Origin of the sequence: Bradyrhizobium sp. CCGUVB23 (assembly GCF_024199885.1) — a bacterium.
Taxonomy (GTDB): Bacteria; Pseudomonadota; Alphaproteobacteria; order Rhizobiales; family Xanthobacteraceae; genus Bradyrhizobium.
In genome coordinates this window covers 8428424-8454338 of sequence record NZ_JANADQ010000001.1, presented here as the reverse complement: position 1 = coordinate 8454338, position 25915 = coordinate 8428424, and the positions used below count along the sequence as shown (strand labels likewise).

The window sequence follows — 25915 nt, the reverse complement described above, 5'->3', positions numbered from 1 at the left end:
CCTAAGCCCCTTTGTTACCTATAACCCCCGCCACCTCCGCCGAAGCACCTGACGGGATTTTGAATGGCTGAACCTGCGACCGACACGATCCTCGTCCTCAACGGGCCGAACCTCAACATGCTGGGGACGCGCGAACCGGAGAAATACGGACACGCGACACTCGCCGATGTCGAGACGCTCTGCCGGGAGACCGCAGCGAACTTCGGCCTCAAGGCCGACTGCCGGCAGTCCAACCGCGAAGGCGAATTGATCGACTTCATCCACGAGGCGCACGCCCGCAAGATGAAAGGCATCATCATCAATGCCGGCGGCTATTCGCACACCTCGATCGCGCTGCATGATGCACTGCTCGCGGTGCAGATCCCGACGGTCGAGGTGCACGTCACCAACATCCACGCCCGCGAGAGTTTCCGTCACCATTCCTACACCGCCCGCGCCGCCTTCGCGTCGCTGTGCGGCTTCGGCATCGAAGGCTACCGCCTCGCGATCCAGGGCCTTGCCGCCAAGCTCGGCATCCAGCCCAAAGCCTGACGCCCCTTTTCAAACAGAAGGTTCGGAATCAAGATCATGGCGCGCCAGCCAGACGATAAAGCAGCCGCAAAGTTTTCCAGCGAGGACTCCGCGCTCATCCGCGAACTCGCGACCCTGCTCGACGAGACGAGCCTCACCGAGATCGAGATCGAACGCGCAGGACTTCGCCTGCGCGTCGCGCGCAATATCAGCGTCGCCGCGGCCGTGCCGACGTCGATCATCGCGGCCCCTGTCGCGGCAGTTGCCACGGCGACTGCGGCCGGAGCGCCGGCAGATCTGTCGAAACATCCCGGCGCCGTCACCTCGCCGATGGTCGGCACCGCCTATTGGTCGCCCGAGCCGGGCGCAAAGCCTTTCATCGAGGTCGGCTCCAAGGTCTCGGTCGGTCAGACGCTCCTCATCATCGAAGCGATGAAGACCATGAACCAGATCCCCTCGCCGCGCGCCGGAACCGTGACTCAGATCCTGGTCGAGGACAGCCAGCCGGTCGAGTTCGGCGAGCCGCTGGTCATCATTGAATAAGCGAGTGGCGAATGGCGAATAGCGAATGGTTGCTACACTTCCATTCGCCATTCGCTACTCGCTATTTGCCCGCTGAGGCACCATGTTCGACAAGATCCTCATAGCCAATCGCGGCGAGATCGCCCTTCGCATCCTGCGGGCCTGCAAGGAGCTCGGGATCGCGACCGTCGCCGTGCACTCCACCGCCGACGCGGACGCGATGCATGTCCGCCTCTCCGACGAGAGCGTCTGCATCGGGCCGCCACAGTCGAAGGACAGCTATCTCAACGTTCCAGCGCTGCTCGCGGCCTGCGAGATCACCGGCGCCGATGCGGTGCATCCGGGCTACGGCTTCCTGTCGGAAAATGCGCGCTTCGCGGAAATCCTCTCCGAGCACAATCTGCATTTCATCGGTCCGAAGGCCGAGCACATCCGCCTGATGGGCGACAAGATCGAGGCCAAGAAGACCGCCAAGCGGCTCGGCATCCCCGTGGTGCCCGGCTCGGACGGCGCGGTCGGTCCCAACGACGACGCGACGGCGATCGCGAAGCAGATCGGCTTCCCCGTGCTGGTGAAGGCTGCCGCCGGCGGCGGCGGCCGCGGCATGAAGGTCGCGAACAGCGAGGCAGACCTTGCGCTGGCGCTGTCGACCGCCGCCAACGAGGCGAAATCCGCCTTCGGCGACGCGTCCGTCTACCTGGAAAAATACCTGAAGAAGCCGCGCCACATCGAAATCCAGATCCTCGGCGACGGCCGCGGCGGCGCGATCCACCTCGGCGAACGCGACTGCTCGCTGCAACGCCGTCACCAGAAGGTCTGGGAGGAAGGCCCCTCGCCCGTCCTCTCCGCGGCCGCGCGTGCCAAGATCGGTGAAACCTGCGCCAAGGCAATGCGCGAGATGAAATATCTCGGCGTCGGCACCATCGAGTTCCTCTACGAGGACGGCGAGTTCTACTTCATCGAGATGAACACGCGTATCCAGGTCGAGCATCCCGTCACCGAGAGCATCACCGATATCGACCTCGTGCTGGAGCAGATCCGCATTGCCGCCGGCGGCGACCTGCCGGCGAAGCAGGAGGAGATCCAGATCATCGGGCACGCGATCGAGTGCCGCATCAACGCGGAGAACCCGCAGACCTTCCGTCCCTCACCTGGCCGGATCTCGCAGTACCATCCGCCCGGCGGTCTGGGCGTACGGATCGACTCGGCCGTCTATCAGGGCTACACGATCCCGCCCTACTACGATTCCCTCGTCGGCAAGCTGATCGTGCACGGCAAGACCCGCACCGAGTGCCTGATGCGGCTGCGCCGCGCGCTGGACGAGATGGTGGTCGACGGCATCGAGACGACGCTGCCGCTGTTCCGATCCCTGGTGCGTGAACCCGCCATCATCGACGGCGACTATCACATCCATTGGCTCGAACAGTACCTGGCCGGCCAATCCGGCAACTAGCGGCCACCGTCCTACCCTTGCTATGGAACCGAACGCCGCTTGCGGCGTTATCGGCGGGTTTTCTGCATGGGGGAGTGGAAATTCTTAAGGTCGGAACTGGAGTTGGCGTGACGCCTGACCTGAGACGGCGGCGCGCACTTTGGCAGATCCTGCTGTTCGCGGCGGGACTCTTGGTGCTGACGGTGATCAGCGCCGGCTCCGTCTACCTCGTCAACAAGGCGCGTGACGACAACGCCTCGGTCATTCACACCATCGAGGTCGAGAACCAGATCCACACGCTGCTCCTGGAAATTCGCCGCGCCGAGAGCAGTGCGAGCGGATTTCTCCTCACGCGCGGGCCGGAATTCTGGACCGACCACCAGGCCGCGGTGGCGGGGGTCCCGCCGCATCTCAACAGGCTGGTGGAGCTGACCAAGGACAATCCCGCGCAGGCGGAAAGCGTCCGCAAGCTGCGGCCGGCGGTCGAAACCAGGCTCGACCAGTTCACGCGCGAGATGAATTACATCGAGCAGAGCGACTTCGCACGCGCCTCCGCGCTCGTCCGCGAAGCGGCCGCCGGCGACACGACGAGCACGATCCGCGACGCCGCAGACGCCATGCTCCGCGAGGAACAGCGATTATTCACGCTCCGCTCGGCCAATGCCAACAACAGTCAGACGCTGGCAGCATCGCTCACCGGCATCGGCTCCGGTCTCGTCGTGGTGCTCGCGTTGATCTCGATCTGGCTGGTGCGGCGCTCGGCGGCCATCCGCGACGAGGCGGAGGCGCGCCTGCGCGATGCCAATCTCAATCTCGAGGCCACCGTCGATGAACGCACGGCCGACTTGCGCGAAGCCAACAACGAGATCCAGCGCTTTGCCTATATCGTGAGCCATGACCTGCGCTCGCCGCTGGTCAACATCATGGGCTTCACCAGCGAGCTCGAGGAACTGGGCAACGACATCTTCCGGCGCATCGGCAGCCTCACCCACGTGCCGGCGGACGGGCCACCGCTGGCAATGAATGATGCCGCAGCAAGCGCGCTGGAGGAACCGGACAAGCAGCTGTCGCAGGATTTTTCCGAGGCGCTCGGCTTCATCAAATCCTCGATCGGCAAGATGGACCGCCTGATTTCGGCGATCCTCAACCTCACCCGCGAGGGCCGGCGCGAATTCGAGCCGGTCAGGATCGACACGGGCGAGCTGATCGAGACGATCGTGGCGACGGTAGCGCATCAGGCCGCCGAGGCGCAGGCCGAAATCCGCGTCGGCGAGCTGCCTGATATCGTGAGCGACCGCCTGGCGCTGGAGCAGATCTTCTCCAACCTGATCGACAACGCCATCAAGTATCTCAAGGCCGGCGTTCCCGGCGAGATCGTGCTGCGCGGCCGCACCAAGCTCGGCTATGCGATCTTCGAGATCTCTGACAATGGCCGCGGCATCGACCCGAAGGATCACCAGCGCATCTTCGATCTGTTCCGCCGCGCCGGCCTCCAGGACAAGCCGGGCCAGGGCATCGGCCTTGCCCACGTCCGCGCCCTGGTGCGGCGCCTCGGCGGCACGATGTCGGTCTCCTCCGAACTTAACGTCGGCAGCACGTTCACGATCACGCTGCCGATCAAGTGGAACGCCAGCAATCGGGACAGAAACCAATGACCCAGCCCGTCACCATCATCATGATCGAGGACGACGAAGGGCACGCCCGCCTGATCGAGCGCAACATCCGCCGCTCCGGCGTCAATAACGAGATCGTACCGTTCGCGAACGGCACGGACGCCACCAGATATCTGTTCGGCGCTGATGGCAACGGCCTGGCGCACAAAGGCAACGCGCTCCTGATCCTGCTCGACCTCAACCTGCCCGACATGACCGGGATCGATATCCTGAGGCGGATCAAGGAAAACAAGTACCTGAAGGCATCGCCCGTGGTGGTGCTGACCACCACCGACGACTCCCAGGAAATCAAGCGTTGCTACGAGCTCGGCTGCAACGTCTACATCACAAAGCCGGTCAACTACGAGAATTTTGCCAACGCGATCCGCCAGCTCGGGCTATTCTTCTCCGTCATCCAGATCCCAGCCGCCGCCACATGAGCCAGACCACGCCGACGCTGCTCTATATCGACGACGATGACGCGCTGGCGCGCCTCGTCGAGCGCGGCCTGTCGCGCCGCGGCTACAAGGTCGTTCTTGCCGCAAGCGGCGAGGAAGGCCTCGCTCGCATCCGGCAAGGCAACGTCGACGGCGACATCGACGTCGTGGCGCTGGACCAGTACATGCCGGGCCTCGACGGTCTCGAGACACTCGAACAGATCATGGCGATCCCGGACGCGCCGCCCGTCGTCTTCGTCACGGCCTCGCAGGATTCCAGCATTGCCGTGACCGCGTTGAAGGCGGGCGCGGCCGACTACCTCGTCAAGGACGTCACCGGCGACTTCATCCCGCTGCTGCATGTCGCGGCCGACGGCGCGCTGCGTCAAGCCGAGCTGCAGAAGGCGCGCGAGGAGGCGGAAGCCGAAATCCACGCCTCGCGCGACCGCTACGCAGCGCTTGCCGCCGAGCGCGAAATGCTGCTGCGCGAGGTCAACCACCGCGTCGGCAACTCGCTCCAGATCATCGCTTCGCTGTTGCATCTCCAGGCAAGCTCGGCTGCGCAGGAGGAAGTCAAGGCCGCCCTGACCAACGCGATGGGCCGCGTTGCCGCGGTCGCACAGGTGCACCGCCGTCTCTACACCTCGCAGGATCTGAAGAGCGTCGTCCTGAACCAGTATCTGGATTCGCTGCTCGAGGACCTCCGCCGCTCCGCCGAGGGCAACCGGATGTCGCGCCTGACGCTGAAGGCCGAACCGATCGAGATCGATCCGGACCGCGCAGTCGCGGTCGGCATCATCGTCAACGAGCTCGTCATGAACGCGGTGAAATACGCCTATCCGGAAGGGGCAGGCCCCATTCACGTCGAGCTGACCTCGCAGGGTGAGGATCTCGTTCTGTCAATCGCCGATGATGGCGTCGGCGACAACGCCAAGGCCGATCCGCGCTCGACCGGGATGGGCCAGCGCATCGTCGCGGCGATGGCTTCCAAGCTCGACGCCTCCGTCGAACGCGATCCGGATCACGCCGGGACGAAGATCCTGCTGAAGTTCCGCCGCCTGCCCGCGCCGTCGAGCACGACGAACAGCGCCGCCGCGAGCTGATCCGCGAAGCCCCGCATCGACCCCATCGCAAGGCTGCCGCGATCCTGCTAATGTGCCGCGCATGACTGCGCGCGACTCCGCCTCGTCTGAAATCACCCCCGCCGTGCTGCTGCGTGCCTATGCCTGCGGCATCTTTCCGATGGCCGAGAGCGCGGACGATCCGACGCTGTTCTGGGTCGAGCCGGAGATGCGAGGCGTGATCCCGCTCGATGGATTTCGCGTCGCCTCACGCCTTGCGCGCACCGTGCGTTCGGATGTGTTTCGCGTCACCGTCAACACCGCCTTCAAGGCGACGATGGCGGGCTGCGCCGCGCCGCAGGTCGGACGCGAGGACACCTGGATCAACAAGCGCATTCGTGACCTCTATGGCGGCCTGCACGAGCTCGGCCATTGCCACAGTGTCGAGGCCTGGCAGGGCGACGACCTCGTCGGTGGTCTCTATGGCGTGAGCCTGGGACGCGCTTTCTTCGGCGAAAGCATGTTTCACACCGCGCGTGATGCCTCGAAGGTCGCGCTGGTGCATCTGGTGGCGCGGCTCATCTGCGGCGGCTTCGAGCTGCTCGACACGCAATATGTCACCGAGCATCTGCGCAGCTTCGGTGCGGTCGAGATTTCCAGGCGCCGTTACACCGCCCTGCTCGACAAGGCGCTGGCGGGCGAGTCCGCCGACTTCCTGAAGTTGCCTGGAGACGCGATCCCGGGGGCGAGCGCACTTGAGATCATCGCGACGCGAAGCTAATTCCGGCCGAAGCCCGGGAGCCCGAAGAGGCCCGGCTGCTGCTGCGGTGGCGGCGGCGGAGGCGGCGCCTGCTGCTGTTGCGGCGGCGGCTGCGGCGGACGCGGCTGCTGCACGGCCTGCTTGGGTGCGGCCTTCTTCTGCGCCGGCGGCGGTGGCGCGGCCGGCCTGCTCGCCGGATCCGGCGCCGCGGTCGCGATCGTCTGCTGCGGCTCTTTGCAGTCGGTCAGCCAGATGTCGTAGATCGGGTGCTCGACGCCGTGCAGGCCGGGACTTGCCGCAAACATCCAGCCCGAAAAAATCCGCTTCACCTCGCCTTGCAGCGTGATCTCGTCGACCTCGACGAAAGCGTCAGTATTGGCGGCTTCCGTCGCCGGTCGCGTGTAGCAGGCGTCGGTTTTGACGCGCAGCGCGCCGAACTGCACGGTCTCGCCGATCTCCTCGTCGAAATTGATGATGCGGCCGGTGATCTTGTCGAGGCCGGAGAAGGTCGCCTTCTTGTTCACGATCTTCTGCGCCGGAGGCTCGGTGACGACCTCATCGCCCGGCTGAAGGCTGGCCGGCGTCTGCGGCACGCCGTTTTGCGGCGTGCCCTTGGGCTGGCGCTGCCCGGGCGGCAAGCCCGGCAGCGTCGGATTGGCGCCCGGCTGCGGCGGGGGGCTTTGAGGATTGGGCGGTGCGACCGCGATGGAGGGCTGCTGGTTCTGCGGCAGCACGGTGCTTCCCGGCGGCGGCGCCAGAGGCTGCGTCTCAACCGGACCGGGCAGAGCATTACCCTGGCGGGCGGCCGGACGGTTCGGCGTCGGCAGCACGCGGCCCTGCGGCGGCAGCTCCGGCACTTCCTCGTCGTCGTCAGGCATCTGCTGCTGCGGCTGGTTGCCGCGCGGAATGCTGCCGGGCGGCCGCAGCGGCGGCGGATCGGAGAAGATCGTGCCAATCTGCGCCTGCGCCGGAGGCGAGACGGTCATCGCTGTGGCGGCAAAAAGCGCCGCAAGGCCGGTCAGGATCAGGTTTCGAGACATCTCGCGCGGCTTCAACAGCGAATCGGGTTTATCGAGCATTGTACAGGGGTTACGGCCGCTCGCAGACCATCCGGTTAACACGCCGAATACGGCGGGGAAAGGGCGGTTTCCCCCGCCCGCCGGCCCGTTCCCGGTCCCTTGGCTGGCCACACCGCCCGGTGGATGGGATAGTTGCGTCGATGAACCCTTTTCGGCGGGCCCTGACGGGCGGCGCCTCCTATCATTCCGGGGAGCCTCCAACAGGTGACCCCGAATGCGCCCACCCGCCAATTCCTCGTCAAGGCCTCCCATGCCAGTCGTCCTCGATCCCGATGCCGCCGCCGTTTACAAGGCGTTCCTCGACGCCGACCGCCCGCCCTATGAAGCGCTGACCGCAGCGGAAGCCCGCGCGGATTATTCGCAAGCGCGCTTTGCGACCAATCCCGAGCCGCCGGAGCTGGCACGCGTCGAAGCGCTTGCGATCCCGGCGCCGCACGGCACGATCCCCGCCCGCCTCTACGTGCCAATGAAGCTGCGCCAACGCGACGGTCTATCGCCGGCTCTGGTGTTCTTCCATGGCGGCGGCTGGGTGATCGGCGATCTCGACACCCATGATGTCGCAGCCCGCAAGCTCGCCGTCGAGGGCGAGCTCATCGTGATCTCCGTCGACTATCGCCTCGCGCCCGAGCACAAGTTTCCCGCCGCGGTCGACGACGCCATCGCCGCGACCCATTGGATCGCAGCGAACGCAAGCGCGCTTGGCATCGATGCGTCGTGCCTCTGCGTCGGCGGCGACAGCGCCGGCGGCAATCTCGCCGCCGTGGTCGCCATCGCCGCCCGGAACGGCAACGGCCCGGCCATCGCAGGCCAGGTGCTGATCTATCCCGCCGTCGATTTCGCGATGACTCACGCCTCGCACAGCGAGCCCGAAACCAGCCTCCTCCTCACCCACTCCGTGATCCGCTGGTTTCGCGACCACTATCTCAATGGCACCGCCGACACCCATGATTGGCGCGCCTCGCCTGCGCGCGCTCCGACGCTTGTCGGCCTGCCCCCGGCCTATGTGCTGACCGCAGGCGGCGATCCGTTGCGCGACGAAGGCGACGATTATGCGCAGCGCTTGAAAGTTGCCGGCGTGCCCGTCACCTATCGACACTTCCCCGGCCAATTCCACGGCTTCTTCACCATGGGCAAGCTGTTGCCGCAGGCCGATGTCGCGGCCAAAGAGATCGGCGCGTGGTTGAGGATCTCAGCCAGCGATGATCGATCGTAGCCCACATGAGCGAAGCGACATGCGCGGACTTTGTCGCTGCGAGGAAGCACCTGTCCCCGGATATCGCTTCGCTCATCCGGGCTACCGCTCATGGCAATGCACGGTAATCACTTTGTTACTTTGAACAACAAGGCCAGTGCCTCAAGAGTTGCACTCCGCAAATCGCCTCAACCGCTTCGCGCGAGGTGACCCTCTCCTGGAAGACAAAATGTCCCTCAGCCTGCAACGCATCCTGGTCGCCCCCGTGCGATGGCTGGCATGGCTCGGCGACCAGGGTACCCGCGCGGTGGCGGCGCTGGTGCTGTTCGGGATCGCGATCCCGCCCCTCGGCGCGCTGCTGCGGCCTTACGTGACCGAAGCGATCTTCCTTCTGCTCGTCATCTCCTTCATGCGCGTCGATCTCGCCGCGCTGCGCGCGCATCTGCGCCGGCCGGGATTGATCGTCGCGGCCACCGCCTGGACAACGATCGGCGTTCCCCTGATCTTCGGCCTCGTGGCGCATCTGTCCGGCTTCGATGCCCGTTCGCCCGAGCTGTTCCTCGCTCTGATGCTCCAGGCCATCGCTTCGCCGATGATGGCATCGCCCGCGATCGCGGCGCTGATGGGCCTCGATGCCACGCTGGTGCTGGTCACGCTGGTGACCTCCACGGCGCTGGTGCCGTTCACGGCGTCACTGTTCGCCGCACTCTTCCTTGGCGAAACGCTCAGCATCTCGCCGCTTGCGCTCGGCGCAAAACTGCTCGCGATCCTCGCGGGATCGCTCATGGTCGCAACCGTGATCCGCTGGCTGTTCGGCGCCGACGCGATCCAGCGTCAACGCCGGCCGATCGACGGCATCAACATCATCATCCTGCTCGTCTTCGTCGCGGCCGTGATGGGCAATGTGATCGCCGACTTCCTCGCCGATCCCCTGCTGTCGATCGCCATTGCGCTGCTCGCCTTCGCGATCTTCTTTGCGCTCTTGATCGTCACGACGCTGCTGTTCCGCCGCATCGGCTACGAACAGGCCTTCGCGCTCGGGCTGATGGTCTCGCAGCGCAATATCGGGCTGATGCTGGCCGCGACGGCCGGAACCCTGCCCGGCGTGACCTGGCTCTATTTCGCCCTCACCCAGTTTCCCTACTACGTCGCGCCGCAGATGCTGACGCCGATCGCCCGACGCTTGACGGCGCAGTCGACTGCGGTCGGTGCGACCGCCGGAACGACATCCTAGCCCGCCCGCGCCGCCCGCCGCAGCGATTGCGGCGGCTGGCCGAAGGCGCGGATGAAGGCACGGCGCATCCTCTCGGGGTCGCGGAAGCCGGTCGATTGCGCAACGAGTTCGATCGCTTCGCTGGACGACTGCACGCGCTCGCGCGCCACCTCTACGCGCAAGCGCTCGATCGCCTTTGACGGCGTCGAGCCGGTCTCCGCCGCAAAGGCGCGCGCAAAGTGCCGGGCGCTCATGTTGGCACGCTCGGCTAGGTCCTCGACCGTGAGCGGCGTATCGAGGTTCTCGCGCGCCCAGGCGAGCAGCGGTCCGAAGCGCCCGTTCGGCGCCTTCAATTCGAGCAGCGAGGAGAATTGAGACTGTCCGCCGCTGCGGCGGTGGTACAGCACGAGCTGGCGCGCGGTGTCCTGCGCGACGGCCTCGCCATGGTCGTCGGTCACCATTGCAAGCGCGAGGTCAATGCCTGCGCTGATGCCGGCCGATGTCCACACATTGCCGTCGCGGGTGAAGATCTGGTCTGGCTCGAGCTTCACCTTGGGATAACGCGCGACGAAATCGCGCGTGCGGCCCCAATGCGTGGTCGCGCGCTTGCCGTCGAGCAAGCCAGCCTCAGCCAGAACATAGGCGCCCGAGCAGACGCTCGCGACGCGCACGCCGCGCCTGGCCAGCCGCTGCACGAACGCAAGCGTGGCCGGGCAGCGCGCTGCGCCCGCCACGCCCTCGCCGCCCGCGATGACCAGCGTCGTGATCGCGTGCGCCGATTTGAAATCACGCGCCATCATCTCGACGCCGGACGAGCTGCGCACGGGCCCGGCGTTCAGCGCCAGCACGCGGATAGCAGGCACCTTCTTCGAATAGCGCGCAGCGATCTCGAACACCGAGATCGGGCCCGCCGCATCGAGCAACTGGAAGTCGGGGAAGATCAGGACGCCGATCATGGGCCGAACCCTGCGTTATGTCCGAAATTGAGGGAATTATGCCATTTCTGACAGAAGAGCATCATGGCATCGTCTGCCCGTCAAGCTGATTGTCTGGAGGCTCTCATGTCGTCACCGCTCAGAATCGGATGTCTGGTTTTTCCGCGTGTCACCCAGCTCGACCTCACTGGTCCCGTGCAGGTGTTTTCCTCCGTGCCCGGCGCCGAGGTGCACCTGATCTGGAAGCGGATCGAGCCCGTTCCGAGCGATTCCGTGCTGACGCTGACGCCGACCACGACCTTCGCCGATTGTCCGCAACTCGACGTGATCTGCGTGCCCGGTGGCTTCGGCACCGATGCGCTCGTCAATGACGAGGAGGTGCTGGACTTTCTGCGCAGGCAGGCCGAGGGCGCCAAATGCGTCACCTCGGTGTGCACGGGATCGCTGGTGCTGGGCGCAGCCGGCCTGTTGAAGGGCTATCGCGCCGCGACCCATTGGAGCGCGATGGAGGTGCTGGCGCTGTTCGGCGCGGCGCCGACGCGAACACGCGTCTGCATCGACCGCAACCGCATCACCGGCGGCGGCGTCACGGCCGGGATCGATTTCGCGCTGACGCTGGTCTCGATGCTGGTCGACCGCACCATGGCGGAAGCGATCCAGCTCCGCCTCGAATACAATCCGGCACCGCCGTTCAATGCGGGCTCGCCGGAGACAGCCCCCGCTGAAGTGCTCGCACTGATGAAGGAACGCATCGCGCCGGCGCAAGCGCGCCGCATCGAAGCCGCCAAGCAGGCCGCGGCCAGGGTAATGTGAGGACGCCGCACTCGTGTTCCGGACGCCGTGCAGCGTGCAACGCTGCGCCGCAGAGCCGGGACCCATCGAGCCACTGCGCACGAGACTGGGCCCCGGCTCAGCAGTGCACCGCTGGCGCGCTGCACTGCGTCCGGGGCACGCGACCGACAAACAGAAAAAGGCCGCCTGGTTTCCCGGGCGGCCTTTCCTGTCTTACGACAGCTGCACATTCCAACGGGCGATTTCGGAGCTTCCAGACCGGGGGCCTATCTCCCGATCGAGTCCTCTTCGGCAGCCGCTGCATTTCGGGACAGTCGCGAACTGTTGCCCGAACCGTACGCGATGGTCTCCCATCTCCGTAAGATGGGTTCATTGAGCCGTATCGCTCGCGAAAGTGCAACGGCGGCGCGCGCGGCGTCCCCGCTGTTCCCGTTGTTCACAGCTGCGATAGCTGGATGCGAATGCATCCAGCACCAATGATCACTGAGTTTGCCGGTCTAGCCGGGCGTCCAGGGCTGGTAGTCGCCGGTCGCCTTCGGGCGCTTGCCGCTCGCAAGCGTCGAGCCCGAGGGCCGGTAGGCCTTGGGCGTGCCGGTCAGGTTCGGCTGATGCGGCTTTTCCCACTCGTGCGGCTTGTAGTTGAGCTCGGTAGGCGGCACGTCGACGACGTGATGCAGCCAGCCATGCCAGGCCGGCGGCACACGGCTCGCTTCGGCATAGCCGTTATAGATCACCCAGCGTCGCTCGAAACCGAGCGTCGGATCGATCACGCCGCCGCGGGTGCGGTAGTAGCGGTTGCCCTGCTCGTCCTCGCCGACCAGCTCGCCAAACCGCCAGGTCCAGAGCTGCGTGCCAAAGGTCTGGCCGTTCCACCAGGTGAAGAGCTTGAGAAAGAATTGTTTCATGCGGCAAGGGCCCTGCTTCGTGGGGTCCTGATGCCATCCGCAAGCGAACTTGTCCAGTTGCGGCACTGCGAATGAACCATCTGGAATGCGCTGATCCGCCGCAAGGAGGACGCGATCCGTTCATGGCGGGTACAGATGCGGGCTGGAATCCTGCGCTTCCCATGCAAACCACGCGGGCGCCCGGGAACCACTGCCTGCTTGAGCGGTTTGATTTCGGGAAAAGGAGCCGAAAATGAACAATCTCAGAGTTTTGACCGCCACGGCGACGCTGGCACTGGTTCTCCCGCTGGTGACGCCGGCCGCCAGCTTTGCCCAATCCCGCGCTCAGGCCGTCGGTGGCGGCGGTGGCGGTGGCGGACACGTCTCGGTCGGAGGCGGCGGCGGGGGAGCCCGGATGGGCGGCGGTAATTTTGGCGGCGGTGCCGCGGCGATCCGCGGTGGTGGCGGCAATTTCGCAGCCTCCACAGCGGTTCGTCCTGGCGTCTCCGCGCCAGCCTTCACCGGAGGCGGCCGTATTGCTGCCGGCGCTCCGTCCGGCAACTGGAACGGCGGTAACTGGCGTGGCGGCGGCTGGCACCATCGCGGTGGCGGCTTCTGGCCCGGCGTGGCTGCCGGCGCCGCGATCGGGACGCTGGGGTCGTATGCCTACTACGGCAGCCCCTACTACAACGACTCCTACTACAACGATGACTATTACTATGACGAGGGTCCGAGCGTTGCCGTCGTGCCCGACACCGGCGGCGATTCCGCGGCCTATTGTGCCCAGCGCTACAGGTCCTATGACCCCGCGTCAGGCACCTATCTCGGCTATGACGGTCTGCGACATCCCTGCCCCTAGGGGCAGGTTAGTTGCACTGCTTTAATTTGATCGAAAAAGGCGCCGCTTTCACGCGGCGCCTTTTTGACGCGTCGTTGAGCTGCGCGGGCTTTCACACGAACGCCATACATCGCGCGTTTTATGCACCCCACCGTGCATATCTGTCCTAATCCAATCCAAAATTGACCCGATCCACGATTCGCCTATATCAGCAAAGACTGTGGGGACTTCGATTGGTTAGGCAGAGTCATGCCGCGTATTCTCGTGGTTGATGACGATCCGATGGTCGGCGCGACCATCGAGGTCCTCCTCCAACGCCAAGGCTTCGACGTCACGTTGACTGACGGCGGCGAAACCGGGCTGGCTGCGCTGGAGCAGCAGATTTTCGACGCGATGCTGGTCGACATCTTCATGCCGCATATGCGCGGCTTCGAGTCGATCCGCATCTTCCATGAGCGTGCGCCGACGATCCCGCTGATCGCGATGTCCGGCTACGCCTTCGCCTCGTCCGCATCGCCCTCGCCCGATTTTCTCCGCATGGCACTCGAGCTCGGCGCGACGCGTTGCCTGCGCAAGCCGTTCACGCCCGAGACGCTGCTGACGGCAATCAAGGAATGCCTCGACGAGGCGACGCCGGTGAAGGACAACAAATCCCCTTGATTGCTTCGCAGCGTGTCATTCTCGGTGCCGGACTTGCGATCCTCCTGATCATCACCGCCGCCTCGATCGGTCTCGACGTCAAGGCGCGCTCCGACACCTCATGGGCCAACCACACCGTCGGGGCGCTGAAGAAGATTTCGGACCTGCGCCTGCTCGTCAGTCGCGCCGAAAGTGCGGCGCGCGGCTATGAGCTCTATCGCAGCCCCGCCTTCAACGACGAGTTCCAGGCGACGCGCCGGGCCGTCGCGCCTGCACTCGCCGATCTCAAGCGCGCGCTCCACGACAATCGCGATCAAGTTGCGCTGCTTGAGGGCACCGAACCGCTGATTCTGCGCCGGCTCGATATCGCGGCCGAAGCGATGCGGCTGCGCGCCGCGAATGACGGCGACGGCATCGCCGCGCTCCAGGGCAAGGCCGAAGGCCGCGGCCTGATGGAGGCGGTGACCGCCAATCTCGACCGGCTGACCGCGGAGGAAGATCAGCAGCTTGCCGCTCGCGCGGTGGAGTCTCGCCGTACCGGCATCGTCCTGCTCGGCATCGACATTGTCGGGGCCTTGATCATCCTGCTCCTGGTCGCGCTCCTGATACGCGAGACCCGGCGCACCAGTGTCGCTCTGCAAAGCACGCTGCACGAGACCAGGGCTGCCAACGAGGCACTGGAGGCGGCGGTCGCAGAGCGAACCGAGCACCTCGTCACCGCCCATGACGAGCTCCGCATCTCGGTGAACGTGATGCAAAGCACCTTCCACAGCATGGCGGAAGCCGTGCTCGTCATCGACAAGGACAGCAACGTCCTTCTGTCGAATCCCGCCGCAGAGCGCATCCTGCTGCATCGCGCCGGGATGAACCTGACGAGCCTGCGCGCGATGTCGGACGTGTTCCACGGCGACGGCGTGACGCCGCTGCAGTCCGAGGAGCTGCCGTCGGCGCGCGTGCTGCGCGGCGACGAATTCGAAGAGATGGAGATGATCGTCCGCCCGCACAGCGGCGATCCCGCCCGCCATCTCCTCATCAGCGGGCGGCCGATGCGCACCGCGCAAGGCGTGATCTCCGGCGCGGTGCTGGTCTATCACGATGCGACCATCTCGCGCGAGACCGAGCGGCAGCTGCACCAGTCGCAGAAGTTGGACGCCATCGGCAAATTGACCGGCGGCGTCGCGCACGACTTCAACAACATGCTGACCGTGATCTCGGGCAATACCGAGACGCTGGTCGGCAGCCTCGGGAAGCAACCCGAACTGCAGCGTGTGGCGCGGCTGATCGACGATGCCGCGCAGCGCTGCGCCGAGCTGATCCAGCATTTGCTCGCGTTCGCCCGCAAGCAGCCGCTGGAGCCGCGCAACGTCGACGTCAACGCCGCGATATCAGACAGCGCAAAGCTCCTGCGTCCCGCCCTCGGCGAGCAGATCCAGATCGAGACCGCGCTCGAACAGGGGCCGATGACCTCGCACATCGATCCGTCGCGACTGACCAACGCCGTGCTCAACATGGCGATCAACGCCCGCGACGCCATGCCCGATGGCGGCAAGCTGCTGCTCGAGACGCGCCGGGTGACGCTGGACGAGGCCTACGCGCAGGCCAACCCGGACGTGACGCCCGGCGCCTATGTGATGCTCGCGGTCAGCGACACCGGCAGCGGCATGCCGCCAGACGTGCAGGAAAAGGCCTTTGAGCCGTTCTTCACCACCAAGGAAATCGGCAAGGGCTCGGGGCTCGGGCTGTCCATGGTCTACGGCTTCGTCAAGCAGTCCGGCGGCCACATCAAGATCTACAGCGAGGCGGGCCACGGCACGACCATCAAGCTCTATCTGCCGCCCGGCGAAGGCGCGAGCGAGACGGCGGTCAGCGCGGCTGCTCCGGCGACCGGAGGCGTCGAAACCATCCTGGTCGTGGAGGACGACAATCTCGTGCGCAACTTCGTCACCGCGCAGCTGCAAAGCCTCGGCTACAAGACCATCTCCGCCGCCGACAGCCGCACGGCGCTGGCGCTCGTCGACCGCGGCGAGCCGTTCGACCTCCTGTTCACCGACGTCGTCATCCCCGGCGGCATGAGCGGACGCGCGCTGGCGCAGGAGGTCGAAAAACGCCGGCCGGGCACCAAAGTGCTCTACACCTCCGGCTATACCGACAACGCCATCGTCCACCAGGGCAAGCTCGACGAAGGCGTGCTGCTGCTGACCAAGCCCTATCGCCGCAACCAGCTCGCCGAGATGATCCGCCTGGCGCTCGGCAAGGAGCCGGTGGGTTAGAATTGTAGGATGGGTAGAGCGAAGCGAAACTCATCACGCCCAAGTTGTGCTATCGTTGCGCAATGACCTCGTATCGCCGCAATTTCGTCCCCGGCGGGACCTTCTTCTTCACCGTCAATCTGGTCGAACGGAAGCTCTCGTTGTTGACGACCCATATCGAGTTGCTGCGCGCGGCGTTCCGAGAGACACGTCAAAGGCACCCATTCACGATCGATGCAATCGTTGTGCTGCCTGATCATCTTCACACAGTCTGGAGCATGCCCGAAGGTCATGCGGATTTCGCGACGCGGTGGCGATTGATCAAATCAACATTCTCTCGCAACCTCGCGCGGGTCGAGCGAATTTCAGCGAGCCGTGCCGGCAGGGGTGAGCGCAGTGTGTGGCAGCGCCGCTATTGGGAGCACACCATCCGGAACGAGACGGATCTGGCGAGGCACATCGACTATGTTCACATCAATCCCGTCAAGCATGGGTTGGTCGGGCGGGTGTCAGACTGGGCGCCGTCGTCGTTCCATCGCTTCGTCAAGCTTGGGATTTACCCGGCGGACTGGGCCGGAGTCGTCTCCCGCGACGAGGACGGTCCCCAATTCGGCGAAAGAACTTGAGAGAAGAAAGTTGATGGGTTTCGCTTTCGCTCTACCCATCCTACAAATATTGCGCCGCCTCACCGCGTCGCCAGCACGACGCCGGCGAGGGTGAAGGCCAGCGCGGCGATCTGGCCTGCGCCGAGCGGCTCGTGCAGCGCGAGCGCTGAGGTCACGACGCCGATGACGGGTACGGCCATTGTGCCAATCGCGGCGACCGAGGCCGGCAGGCGCGACAGCGCGGCGAACCAGCTCACATAGGCGATGCAGAACTGCCCGACGACCGAATAGACCAGCAAGCCCCAGCCGACCGGCGTCACCTGCGACAGATGCGTCGTCTCCAGCGCCAGGCCCACGATCGCAACCGGCAGGCAGCCGAGACCGATCTGCCAGGCGGCAGCCGTGATGGGCGGCAGATGGATCGGATATTTCTTTGAGACCACCGTGCCGACCGCAAAGCCGATCGAGCCGCCGAGCGCCATGATGATGCCCGGCAGCTTTTCCACGCTCGCGGAGACGCCGTTGCCGCCCATGATCGAGGCAAGGCCCGCAAAGGCCATCACCAGCGCGACGGTGCGCAGAAGCGTCGGCCGCTCCCCTAACACCGGCCAGGCAAAGAGCGAGGCCCAGACCGGCATGGTGTAGGCGATCAGCGCCGCCTCGCTCGCCGGCAACCACAAGAGCGCCAGCCCCATCAGCACCATCCAGCCGGTGACGTTGAGAATGGCCGCGGCCAGAAGCCGCGGCCATATGCCGGGGGCGATCCTCAGGCTGTCGCGGCGGATCACGGCCAGGGCTGCGAGTAGCAGCGCGCCGAGCACGCCGGTGACGCCGCGCAAGCTCAGCGGCGGCAGTTCGGAGAGCAGAAACTTGGTCACCGGCCAGTTGAAGCCCCAGCCCACCGAGGTGATGGCGAGGAACATCAGGCCGGCCGGGGCGATGGGCGTCCGCATCCCCCGTTTTGTCGAATCATGCATGTGGTAGCCCGGCAGAAACGGGCCCACCTTGTCGCCTATTGGCGCGCTCCACCACCACCCAAGCGAGCATGGCTGCCTGTACGTTCCGTAGCGCTACGTGAGTCCTGCTGACGCAAGCCCCGAGGCAAAAATAAACGCACCCTGTGAACAGCGGGACGAAGCCCGCCAGGCATCACCAAACGCAAATTTTTTTGGTTGGGAATCTCTCAGGACTCACTGATACTTGCCTCCACAACAGGCGCGGTTCCGACCCCTGTTATCCCCGTCTTTCCACCATATTTAGTATTTGATTCAGGAACTCGCACTAGTTCTTGACGTGCGCAACGGAGAGTCCTAGCTTTCGGTCCGTTCGGCGCGAGTGTGTTTGCGTCCCGCCGGTCACTCCCCAAAGGGTCCTCGCAAATGACCACTCCGCCAGCCGAAGGGGGCAGCGGGTGAAGGGCTTGTCTGCCCTTGATTTGCCGACTCTCGGGGCGCTCGAACGGGCCGAGACAGGCCCGGAGCAAGCGTAGTGTGGTGGCGTTGAACGCATGTCGCGCGCATCCCCTTGGGGGCGGGTGCACGTGGACATGCCGGCGGATGATCGGTGCTTCGGTACTGGTCGCTCCGTCGGGAGAAACTGGGCCGGATCCACCGGCTGAACTGCGAAGCCTTGAAGCCGAAACGGCCGGGAGGAGTCGCGAGAGAATAACGACCCGGCAGCGCCTGAACGAAAGGCGGGTCCGGCTAGAAAAGGACGGGGCAAACTATGAAAATTGAGCGGCGCCACACCACGGTAGGACAGTCACCCTATGCCGGGATCGAATTCCGGCTGACCACGTCGGAGATCCGCAATCCCGACGGCTCGGTCGTATTCAAACTTGATAACGTCGAAGTGCCGACCGAGTGGTCGCAGGTCGCCTCCGACGTGCTGGCCCAGAAGTATTTCCGCAAAGCCGGCGTTGCCGCGCGCCTGAAGAAGGTCGAGGAGGAATCCGTCCCCTCCTTCCTGTGGCGCTCCGTGCCCGATACCGACGCGCTGGCCGCGCTGCCTGAAAAGGAGCGCTATGTCAGCGAGCTCTCGGCGAAGCAGGTGTTCGACCGCCTCGCCGGCTGCTGGACCTATTGGGGCTGGAAGGGCAAGTACTTCTCCTCCGACGAGGACGCCCAGGCCTTCTATGACGAGCTCCGCTACATGCTCGCCATGCAGATGGTCGCGCCGAACTCGCCGCAATGGTTCAACACCGGCCTGCACTGGGCCTATGGCATCGACGGCCCCGGCCAGGGCCACTATTACGTCGACCCCTTCACCGGGAAGCTGACCAAGTCGAAGTCCGCCTACGAGCATCCGCAGCCGCACGCCTGCTTCATCCAGGGCGTCGGTGACGACCTCGTCAACGAGGGCGGCATCATGGACCTCTGGGTGCGCGAGGCGCGCCTGTTCAAATACGGCTCCGGCACCGGCTCCAACTTCTCGCGCCTGCGCGGCGAAGGCGAAAAGCTCTCCGGCGGCGGCCGCTCGTCCGGCCTGATGAGCTTCCTCAAGATCGGCGACCGCGCGGCGGGCGCCATCAAGAGCGGCGGCACCACGCGCCGCGCGGCCAAGATGGTCGTGGTCGACGTCGATCACCCCGACATCGAGACCTATATCGACTGGAAGGTGAAGGAGGAGCAGAAGGTCGCAGCCCTCGTCACGGGATCCAAGATCAACCAGAAGCACCTCAAGGCGGTGCTGAAGGCCTGCGTGAACTGCGAAGGCTCGGGCGACGACTGCTTCGACCCCGAGAAGAACCCTGCCCTGCGCCGCGAGATCAAGCTGGCGCGCAAGAGCCTCGTGCCCGACAACTACATCAAGCGGGTCATTCAGTTTGCCAAGCAGGGCTACAAGGACATCCAGTTCGACACCTACGACACCGACTGGGATTCAGAAGCCTACCTCACCGTCTCCGGCCAGAACTCCAACAACTCGGTCTCGCTGAAGGACGACTTCCTGCGCGCGGTCGAGACCGACGGCGACTGGAGCCTCATTGGCCGCACCAACAAGAAGGTGACGAAGACGCTGCGCGCCCGCGACCTCTGGGAGAAGATCGGCTACGCCGCCTGGGCGTCGGCCGACCCGGGCCTGCACTTCAACACCACGATGAACGACTGGCACACCTGCAAGGCGTCCGGCGACATCCGCGCGTCCAATCCGTGCTCGGAATACATGTTCCTGGACGACACGGCGTGCAACCTCGCCTCAGCCAACCTGCTGACGTTCTACAACACGACGACGAAGCACTTTGACGTCGAGGGCTACGAGCACCTCTGCCGGCTCTGGACGCTGGTGCTCGAAATCTCCGTGATGATGGCGCAGTTCCCGTCCCGCGCGATCGCCGAGCTCTCCTACGAGTTCCGCACGCTGGGCCTCGGCTACGCCAATATCGGCGGCCTGCTGATGACCATGGGCCTGCCGTACGACTCGAAGGAAGGCCGTGCGCTCTGCGGCGCGCTGACCGCCGTCATGACCGGCATCACCTACAAGACCTCGGCGGAGATGGCGGCCGAGCTCGGCACCTTCCCCGGCTACAAGAAGAACGCCGCGCACATGCTGCGCGTCATCCGCAACCACCGCCGCGCCGCGCACGGCCAGAGCTCGGGCTACGAGGCGCTCAGCGTCAATCCGGTGCCGCTCGACCACGCCTCCTGCCCGCAAGCCGACCTGGTCGCGCATGCGCAGGCAGCCTGGGATGCGGCGCTCGAGCTCGGCGAGCAGCACGGCTATCGCAATGCCCAGACGACCGTGATCGCGCCGACCGGCACGATCGGCCTCGTCATGGATTGCGACACGACCGGCATCGAGCCCGACTTCGCGCTGGTGAAGTTCAAGAAGCTCGCCGGCGGCGGCTACTTCAAGATCATCAACCGCGCAGTCCCCGCAGCGCTTCGCACGCTCGGCTATCGCGAGAGCGAAATCGCGGAGATGGAGGCCTATGCCGTCGGCCACGGCTCGCTGTCGAATGCCCCCGGCATCAACGCCTCGACGCTGAAGGCCAAGGGCTTTACCGATGAAGCGATCGCCAAGGTCGAAAAGGCCCTGCCGACCGCCTTCGACATCAAGTTCGCCTTCAACAAGTGGACCTTTGGCGAGGATTTCATCCGCGACCAGCTCGGCATCGGCGCCGAGGCGATCGCAGCCCCCGGCTTCGACCTGCTCCAGGCCGTCGGCTTCACCAAGCGCGAGATCGAGGCCGCCAACGTCCACATCTGCGGCGCGATGACGGTGGAAGGTGCTCCGCACCTCAAGGCCGAGCACTATCCGGTGTTCGACTGCGCCAACCCCTGCGGCAAGATCGGCAAGCGCTATCTGTCGGTCGAGAGCCACATCCGCATGATGGCGGCCAGCCAGCCCTTCATCTCGGGTGCGATCTCCAAGACCATCAACATGCCGAACGACGCCACCGTGGAGGACTGCAAGTCCGCCTACATGCTGTCGTGGAAGCTGGCGCTAAAGGCCAACGCGCTCTACCGCGACGGCTCGAAGCTGTCGCAGCCGCTCAACTCGCAGCTCATCAGCGATGATGAGGACGAGGACGATGCGGTCGAGCAGATCTACGAGAAGCCGATGGCCGCGCGCGCTGCCCAGGTCTCCGAGAAGATCGTCGAAAAGCTCGTCGAGCGCATCATCGTGATGCGCGAGCGCGAGAAGATGCCGGATCGCCGCAAGGGCTACACCCAGAAGGCGGTCGTCGGCGGCCACAAGGTCTACTTGCGCACCGGCGAGTATGACGACGGCCGTCTCGGCGAGATCTTCATCGACATGCACAAGGAAGGCGCGGCGCTCCGCTCCTTCATCAACAACTTCGCCATCGCCGTGTCGCTCGGCCTGCAATACGGCGTGCCGCTCGATGAATATGTCGACGCCTTCACCTTCACCCGCTTCGAGCCCGCGGGCCCCGTGCAGGGCAACGACAGCATCAAGTACGCGACCTCGATCCTCGACTACGTCTTCCGCGAGCTGGCGGTGAGCTATCTCAGCCGCTTCGACCTCGCCCACGTCGATCCCAGCGAGACGGGTTTTGACGCGCTCGGCAAGGGCGTCGAGGAAGGCAAGGAGCCGGACGACGAGCCGGGCCACCACGCGACCAAGCTGGTCTCGCGCGGCCTCACCCGCTCGCGTACGGACAACCTGGTCGTGATGCGCGGCGGCTCCGCCGCGGTCTCCTCCGGCAACGACAGCGCCCCCGCCGGCGGCCACCGCGTCACCGCCCTGCACGGCGCATCGGTGCGCGCTGGCGATACGATCGAAGGCGCAGTCGCCCTGAAGCAGGAAGCCAGCCACGACCTCTCGCCGACCGAGAAGCTCGAGCAGCTCCAGTGGAGCAAGGCCGGCACCGCGCAAACCGTGGTGCCAACCAAGGCCGAGCGCCGCGCGGAAGCCAAGGCCAAGGGCTACGAAGGCGAGATGTGCAGCGAGTGCGGCAACTTCACGCTGGTGCGGAATGGCACGTGCATGAAGTGCGATACGTGCGGCAGCACGACGGGGTGTTCGTGAGATTGGTGGTTCTTGACCGAAACTACCGAACCTGGAAAGGCGGCCACGGCCGCCTTTTTATCGTGTGTTCGTCGGACTTATGGCTGCCACGACTGTGAATGACTAAGAAGCGCACAACCACTTACGGCCTACTAGCGACAGCGGCGGGTGCCGCCATTCCTTTCATGATGCAAGTGGGGCCCGATGACGCCATTGCAAACCTCTGCAAATGGCCAAAGAAGCTAACCCCTTCACTGACAGAAAGCTGCTCACGGGGACTGTCTAGCGAATACCTTTATGTAGTTGCAGCTGGCCTCGTGTTCCTCGGACTTGTCTGGCTTACAGCGCCATTGCGAACGCACGGGACAAAGTCGCAGAAGATGATCGTCGGAATCTCCCTGCTCATCACTAGCATTGCGCTCGGTGTATGGGCCCTTTCTATCTTAGCGGCCGGTGACAGATCATCTGCTCGCCGCGGTCCATTCGAGCTAGGCGCCCACATCTACACCGAATCCCGGCTAGTCAAAGCGGAGAGCGGGCGAGACACGGGGCTTCACGAAAATACATTCTATCTCGTGGTGGCGAACTCGTCGGACGACGGATCAACGATCCGAAAGGTCCAAGTCGAAATTCGAGGATACGAAGCACCAGTGGCGTCGGAGATTAAGGATACAGAGACGAGTGAAATAGATATTAAGCACGGAAACGCAGCCTTCTTTGTGCTTGGTAGGATTGTCTCATCTTCAATCATGGGCGTAGCCGTCGGCTCTGTAACGATTGAGGATCGATACCTAGAAATGTTTGAGCATAATGTCCAACGAGGGATGTTGCGGTTTGATGTAGGCACGCGAGGCAACAAATATCGATTTGCGTTAGCCCTTGAGACTGACCGCCCTTCAATCTGGAATTTGATCGCCGTGATTTCGGCAGATGATCGACGGTCTGTACCGATCGACCTGATGATCGATCCGCAGGAGAAAAAGAGGCCCATGAAGTACAAAGACGCGCGACTTTGACCCGAATGGGCTTAGAGCCCGTAGGATGGGTAGAGCGAAAGCGAAACCCATCAACCGCGGGTGCCAAGACGATGATGGGCTTCGCAAGTGCTCAGCCCATCCTTCGCGCCGCTGTTTGGATTCGCTCGAACTGAATCAGGCTGCCTTAAGCTGCCTTGGCGGCCTGTTCCGGCGCCGCCGTCTCCATCGCTCTCATGTAGAGATCAAGCAGGGTTTCTCGCTCGTCACGCTCGTCCTCGTCCTGCTTCCGCAGCTTGATGATTTCTTTGAGGATCTTCACATCGAAACCCTCGGCCTTGGCTTCCGAAAACACTTCCTTCTTCTGCTCGTTCAACTCCTGCAGTTCGGTATCCAGATTCTCGATCCGCTCGACGAACGAACGAATTTTTCCGCCGGGAATGGTGACGTCAGACATGGTGCCTCCCTGTTGAATGAGGCCGTGAAAATGACTGCAAAGGAATGACCAATGTATTAACCGACGGACCTCGCACCGCACGCAGGAACCCGCGCAACCGACAAGACGTCTTCACGATCTTGCAGCCGATAGCATGGGTCGATCGAAGCTCAACGAGCGTAAGGCGGAAGCGTAACCCACCGCTTTGCTTTCGGTGCGCTGAGAGAAGTGGTGGGTTACGCCTTCGGCTAACCCACCCTACGAGCCATGCAGGAAATTTGTTCTGCATCTGACTCTGCTTCGTTCTCAAAGAACGAATCAGAATCGCGCAAATCAGCCATCAGCAAATCTTAACGTTCTACTTTCTTGCTGAGGCTTTGGGCTTGCCCACGGTGATGGTGGAGCGACTTGTCCACCGTAGCACGTAGGGTAGGTTAGCCTTGCGACTGCGCGAAGCGCAGCTCGTAGGATGGGTAGAGCGCAGCGAAACCCATCAATCACCGCGGCGAAGATGATGGGTTTCGCAAGAGCTCAACCCATCCTACGAATTTGCCGTTCCACTCCACGAAATGGCTCTTCGATATTCCCAGCCGCGACCATCTCCGCAAATGAGCCAACAACCGCTTCGGCAACGGCACGGGCGTTTGACGTTTCGTCGTCGCACGTTTAGCGCGAGCCGCACGAAGGCACGTTGTTTGTCTTGATGAATGAGCTTAGCAACGCCGGAATCGTCTTCACCGAAACCGGCGTGCAGTTCCGTAAGTGGCCGCCGAAGGCGTATGTGCCGGCGGGGATCAAGCAGCGAAGCAAGCGCTAGCGGTGCAGCACGCAAAAAAGGCCCCAGCTCTGGGGGGCTTTGGGGGTGAGCTGGGGCCGTACCGCCCTTGGGGAAGGGCATCGGTCTAACTTAGCAATCGCCCTGACGTTCCGGCGAGCATCGTCGAAAGTCTGTGGAACCAAATGCACGAATACTTATTAAAGGGCATCAATCGCAACGGAGCGATTTCATGCGTGACGAAGAGCTAGCTGCCAAAGCCCTCGGGGAGGCGCAACGTATTCTGGAAGAGTATCTCAAGCCCCTACCACGCACCAACGAACGCGTAATCCTCGATCAACTCGTCGAAGTGCTCGAACGTCCCGATCTTCTTGTTGCAGTCAGTCGGATGCAGCATGGCCGCTAGCGTCGTCGCAGTTCCGTTGCGCAAGCTTTGACCATTCGTCGGCTAGTGCAAGCCAAGCTTGCTCATCCGCCGAATTGCGCACTTCCGCTGCGCGCCGCCGGCATTCCTCTGCCATTTTCAAGTATCTTTCCACTCGGTCGGACATGACGGAGCCACACGGTGGTTAGCCAACGGGTTGCCGCGCGCGCTCAGCGTCTGGCAACGGCGATGTATGCGCTGCTCGCATCCGCCACTGGCGGCCCAACCGACAGCCAGACGCCGACAGCAATCAGAAGCGAGCAGCCGAGAGTCCACCGCATTAGTGGCATTACATCCATCATTGAAAGAGCAGCGGCATTGAAGCTTGGGCCGCCCGCAGCGAAGTAGATCGCGACGAGCGCGATAGCGGCAAATGCCGCGTAACCAAGAATTATCAAGCCGTCGTAGCTACGAACTAGGGACGGCATTGCTGAATGTTGTGCAATAGCCATGATCAAATTCCCACATTCGAGAAGCGCTTCATTGCGCGCCGCTGATTTTAGGACCGGTCCGAAAAATCAGTGTGAAGCAGTTCACGTCGGCACAAAAAAGAAACCGCCCCGGTGGTATGCCGGGACGGCTGCGGTGTGTAGCATTTCAACCAGCGCAGCGCGTAGGGTGGGTTAGCCTTGCGACTGCGCGAAGCGCATTTCGCTCGGCGTAACCCACCTCTTTCGTTTCCACGACGACAGAAGGGTGGGTTACGCCTTCGGCTAACCCGCCCTACGAAGTCCATCCGAGCTATTCTCTTCTCACCGCCCATCGTTCGCCGTCGCGTCGCGGCGTGCCCGCCTTGCCGCTCGCCTCGCAGCTTTCCTCGCAACCCAGCGCGCGCGAAACTGCTTCGCGGCACGGAAGGTCCGCGGGGCGACGACCTGAAAGGCCATCGAGGCTATTCCGGCGACCACTCCCTTCACCACGTCAAACGCGAAATCGGGTCCAAAATACTCCCACATGACCCCGGTCCTTCATCGCGAAGGCGCCGCCGGGCAGACGTGAGCAGACACAAATGGAAAAGGCCCCGTCCGTCACCGGCG

Annotated in this window: 23 protein-coding genes; 17 read left to right on the top strand and 6 right to left on the bottom strand. The window is 64.1% G+C overall.

Translation table 11 applies throughout. From position 1 onward, the window contains the following. Nucleotides 1-63: 63 nt before the first annotated feature. The 7 genes from aroQ to aat all read left to right on the top strand — a co-directional run bounded on the left by aroQ (nt 64) and on the right by aat (nt 6395). Entirely contained in the window at nt 64-531 is a 468-nt protein-coding gene (aroQ, locus tag NLN62_RS39455; protein WP_027524560.1) for a type II 3-dehydroquinate dehydratase, read from the top strand. 36 nt (nt 532-567) lie between these two features. Beyond that, nucleotides 568-1053 carry an acetyl-CoA carboxylase biotin carboxyl carrier protein gene (gene accB / locus NLN62_RS39450; RefSeq protein WP_027524559.1) on the top strand — a complete coding sequence of 162 codons (486 nt, stop codon included), beginning with the start codon at nt 568-570 and terminating at the stop codon, nt 1051-1053. An 82-nt stretch (nt 1054-1135) separates the two neighbouring features. Further along, nucleotides 1136-2485 carry an acetyl-CoA carboxylase biotin carboxylase subunit gene (gene accC / locus NLN62_RS39445; protein ID WP_027524558.1) on the top strand — a complete coding sequence of 450 codons (1350 nt, stop codon included), beginning with the start codon at nt 1136-1138 and terminating at the stop codon, nt 2483-2485. Nucleotides 2486-2592: 107 nt separating this feature from the next. Further along, entirely contained in the window at nt 2593-4119 is a 1527-nt protein-coding gene (locus NLN62_RS39440) for a CHASE3 domain-containing protein (protein ID WP_254112277.1), read from the top strand. Further along, nucleotides 4116-4556, top strand: coding sequence for a response regulator (locus NLN62_RS39435; protein WP_027524556.1), 441 nt, complete (start codon nt 4116-4118; stop codon nt 4554-4556). Before NLN62_RS39440 ends, NLN62_RS39435 begins: the two co-directional genes overlap by 4 nt. Beyond that, nucleotides 4553-5656: a sensor histidine kinase gene (locus tag NLN62_RS39430; RefSeq protein ID WP_254112276.1), complete on the top strand. Its 1104-nt coding sequence runs from the start codon at nt 4553-4555 to the stop codon at nt 5654-5656. The genes NLN62_RS39435 and NLN62_RS39430 overlap by 4 nt, the downstream gene beginning before the upstream one ends. A 61-nt stretch (nt 5657-5717) precedes the next feature. Next, nucleotides 5718-6395, top strand: coding sequence for a leucyl/phenylalanyl-tRNA--protein transferase (gene aat / locus NLN62_RS39425; protein WP_027524554.1), 678 nt, complete (start codon nt 5718-5720; stop codon nt 6393-6395). Here the strand turns inward: aat and NLN62_RS39420 are convergent. Next, a complete protein-coding gene (locus tag NLN62_RS39420; RefSeq protein WP_254112275.1) occupies nt 6392-7453 on the bottom strand; it encodes a DUF2155 domain-containing protein in 1062 nt (353 codons plus the stop codon). The two genes, aat and NLN62_RS39420, sit on opposite strands and share 4 nt — an antisense overlap. A gap of 250 nt (nt 7454-7703) precedes the next feature. Between NLN62_RS39420 and NLN62_RS39415 the strand changes: the two genes are divergently transcribed. Together NLN62_RS39415 and NLN62_RS39410 are read left to right on the top strand one after the other, a co-directional pair. Continuing rightward, entirely contained in the window at nt 7704-8666 is a 963-nt protein-coding gene (locus tag NLN62_RS39415) for an alpha/beta hydrolase (protein ID WP_254112274.1), read from the top strand. A 208-nt stretch (nt 8667-8874) separates the two neighbouring features. Then, the gene (locus tag NLN62_RS39410; RefSeq protein WP_027524551.1) at nt 8875-9879 is read left to right on the top strand and encodes a Na+-dependent transporter; all 1005 of its coding nucleotides are present in this window, start codon (nt 8875-8877) and stop codon (nt 9877-9879) included. Here NLN62_RS39410 and NLN62_RS39405 read toward each other — a convergent pair. Continuing rightward, nucleotides 9876-10814, bottom strand: coding sequence for a GlxA family transcriptional regulator (locus NLN62_RS39405; protein ID WP_027524550.1), 939 nt, complete (start codon nt 10812-10814; stop codon nt 9876-9878). The genes NLN62_RS39410 and NLN62_RS39405 overlap by 4 nt on opposite strands. Nucleotides 10815-10919: 105 nt before the next feature. On the opposite strand from NLN62_RS39405, the gene NLN62_RS39400 reads away from it, so the two are divergent. Continuing rightward, nucleotides 10920-11606, top strand: a complete 687-nt coding sequence (locus NLN62_RS39400; protein ID WP_254112273.1) for a DJ-1/PfpI family protein — start codon at nt 10920-10922, stop codon at nt 11604-11606. A gap of 476 nt (nt 11607-12082) precedes the next feature. Here NLN62_RS39400 and NLN62_RS39395 read toward each other — a convergent pair whose 3' ends face one another. Continuing rightward, nucleotides 12083-12490, bottom strand: coding sequence for an NADH:ubiquinone oxidoreductase subunit NDUFA12 (locus NLN62_RS39395; RefSeq protein WP_254112272.1), 408 nt, complete (start codon nt 12488-12490; stop codon nt 12083-12085). A 232-nt stretch (nt 12491-12722) separates the two neighbouring features. Between NLN62_RS39395 and NLN62_RS39390 the strand changes: the two genes are divergently transcribed. From NLN62_RS39390 to NLN62_RS39375, 4 genes are all read left to right on the top strand, one after another. Further along, nucleotides 12723-13328 carry a BA14K family protein gene (locus NLN62_RS39390; protein WP_027524547.1) on the top strand — a complete coding sequence of 202 codons (606 nt, stop codon included), beginning with the start codon at nt 12723-12725 and terminating at the stop codon, nt 13326-13328. Nucleotides 13329-13556: 228 nt separating this feature from the next. Then, nucleotides 13557-13967, top strand: coding sequence for a response regulator (locus NLN62_RS39385; protein WP_027524546.1), 411 nt, complete (start codon nt 13557-13559; stop codon nt 13965-13967). Beyond that, nucleotides 13964-16216: a CHASE3 domain-containing protein gene (locus NLN62_RS39380; RefSeq protein ID WP_027524545.1), complete on the top strand. Its 2253-nt coding sequence runs from the start codon at nt 13964-13966 to the stop codon at nt 16214-16216. Before NLN62_RS39385 ends, NLN62_RS39380 begins: the two co-directional genes overlap by 4 nt. Nucleotides 16217-16278: 62 nt before the next feature. After that, nucleotides 16279-16821 carry a transposase gene (locus tag NLN62_RS39375; protein WP_254112271.1) on the top strand — a complete coding sequence of 181 codons (543 nt, stop codon included), beginning with the start codon at nt 16279-16281 and terminating at the stop codon, nt 16819-16821. Nucleotides 16822-16880: 59 nt separating this feature from the next. On the opposite strand, the gene NLN62_RS39370 is transcribed toward NLN62_RS39375, so the two are convergent. Beyond that, the gene (locus NLN62_RS39370) at nt 16881-17777 is read right to left on the bottom strand and encodes a DMT family transporter (RefSeq protein WP_254112270.1); all 897 of its coding nucleotides are present in this window, start codon (nt 17775-17777) and stop codon (nt 16881-16883) included. Between the two features lie 748 nt (nt 17778-18525). Here NLN62_RS39370 and NLN62_RS39365 point away from each other — a divergent pair. Together NLN62_RS39365 and NLN62_RS39360 are read left to right on the top strand one after the other, a co-directional pair. Continuing rightward, complete coding sequence (locus tag NLN62_RS39365) at nt 18526-22290, top strand: vitamin B12-dependent ribonucleotide reductase (protein ID WP_254112269.1); 3765 nt, start codon at nt 18526-18528, stop codon at nt 22288-22290. Between the two features lie 98 nt (nt 22291-22388). After that, complete coding sequence (locus NLN62_RS39360; RefSeq protein ID WP_254112268.1) at nt 22389-23285, top strand: hypothetical protein; 897 nt, start codon at nt 22389-22391, stop codon at nt 23283-23285. A gap of 145 nt (nt 23286-23430) precedes the next feature. Here the strand turns inward: NLN62_RS39360 and NLN62_RS39355 are convergent, their stop codons facing one another. Beyond that, a complete protein-coding gene (locus tag NLN62_RS39355) occupies nt 23431-23700 on the bottom strand; it encodes a DUF2312 domain-containing protein (RefSeq protein ID WP_027526807.1) in 270 nt (89 codons plus the stop codon). Between the two features lie 986 nt (nt 23701-24686). On the opposite strand from NLN62_RS39355, the gene NLN62_RS39345 reads away from it, so the two are divergent. After that, nucleotides 24687-24860: a hypothetical protein gene (locus NLN62_RS39345; protein ID WP_198031890.1), complete on the top strand. Its 174-nt coding sequence runs from the start codon at nt 24687-24689 to the stop codon at nt 24858-24860. Between the two features lie 188 nt (nt 24861-25048). Here the strand turns inward: NLN62_RS39345 and NLN62_RS39340 are convergent, their stop codons facing one another. Then, entirely contained in the window at nt 25049-25330 is a 282-nt protein-coding gene (locus NLN62_RS39340; protein WP_156944709.1) for a hypothetical protein, read from the bottom strand. Nucleotides 25331-25915: the final 585 nt, after the last annotated feature.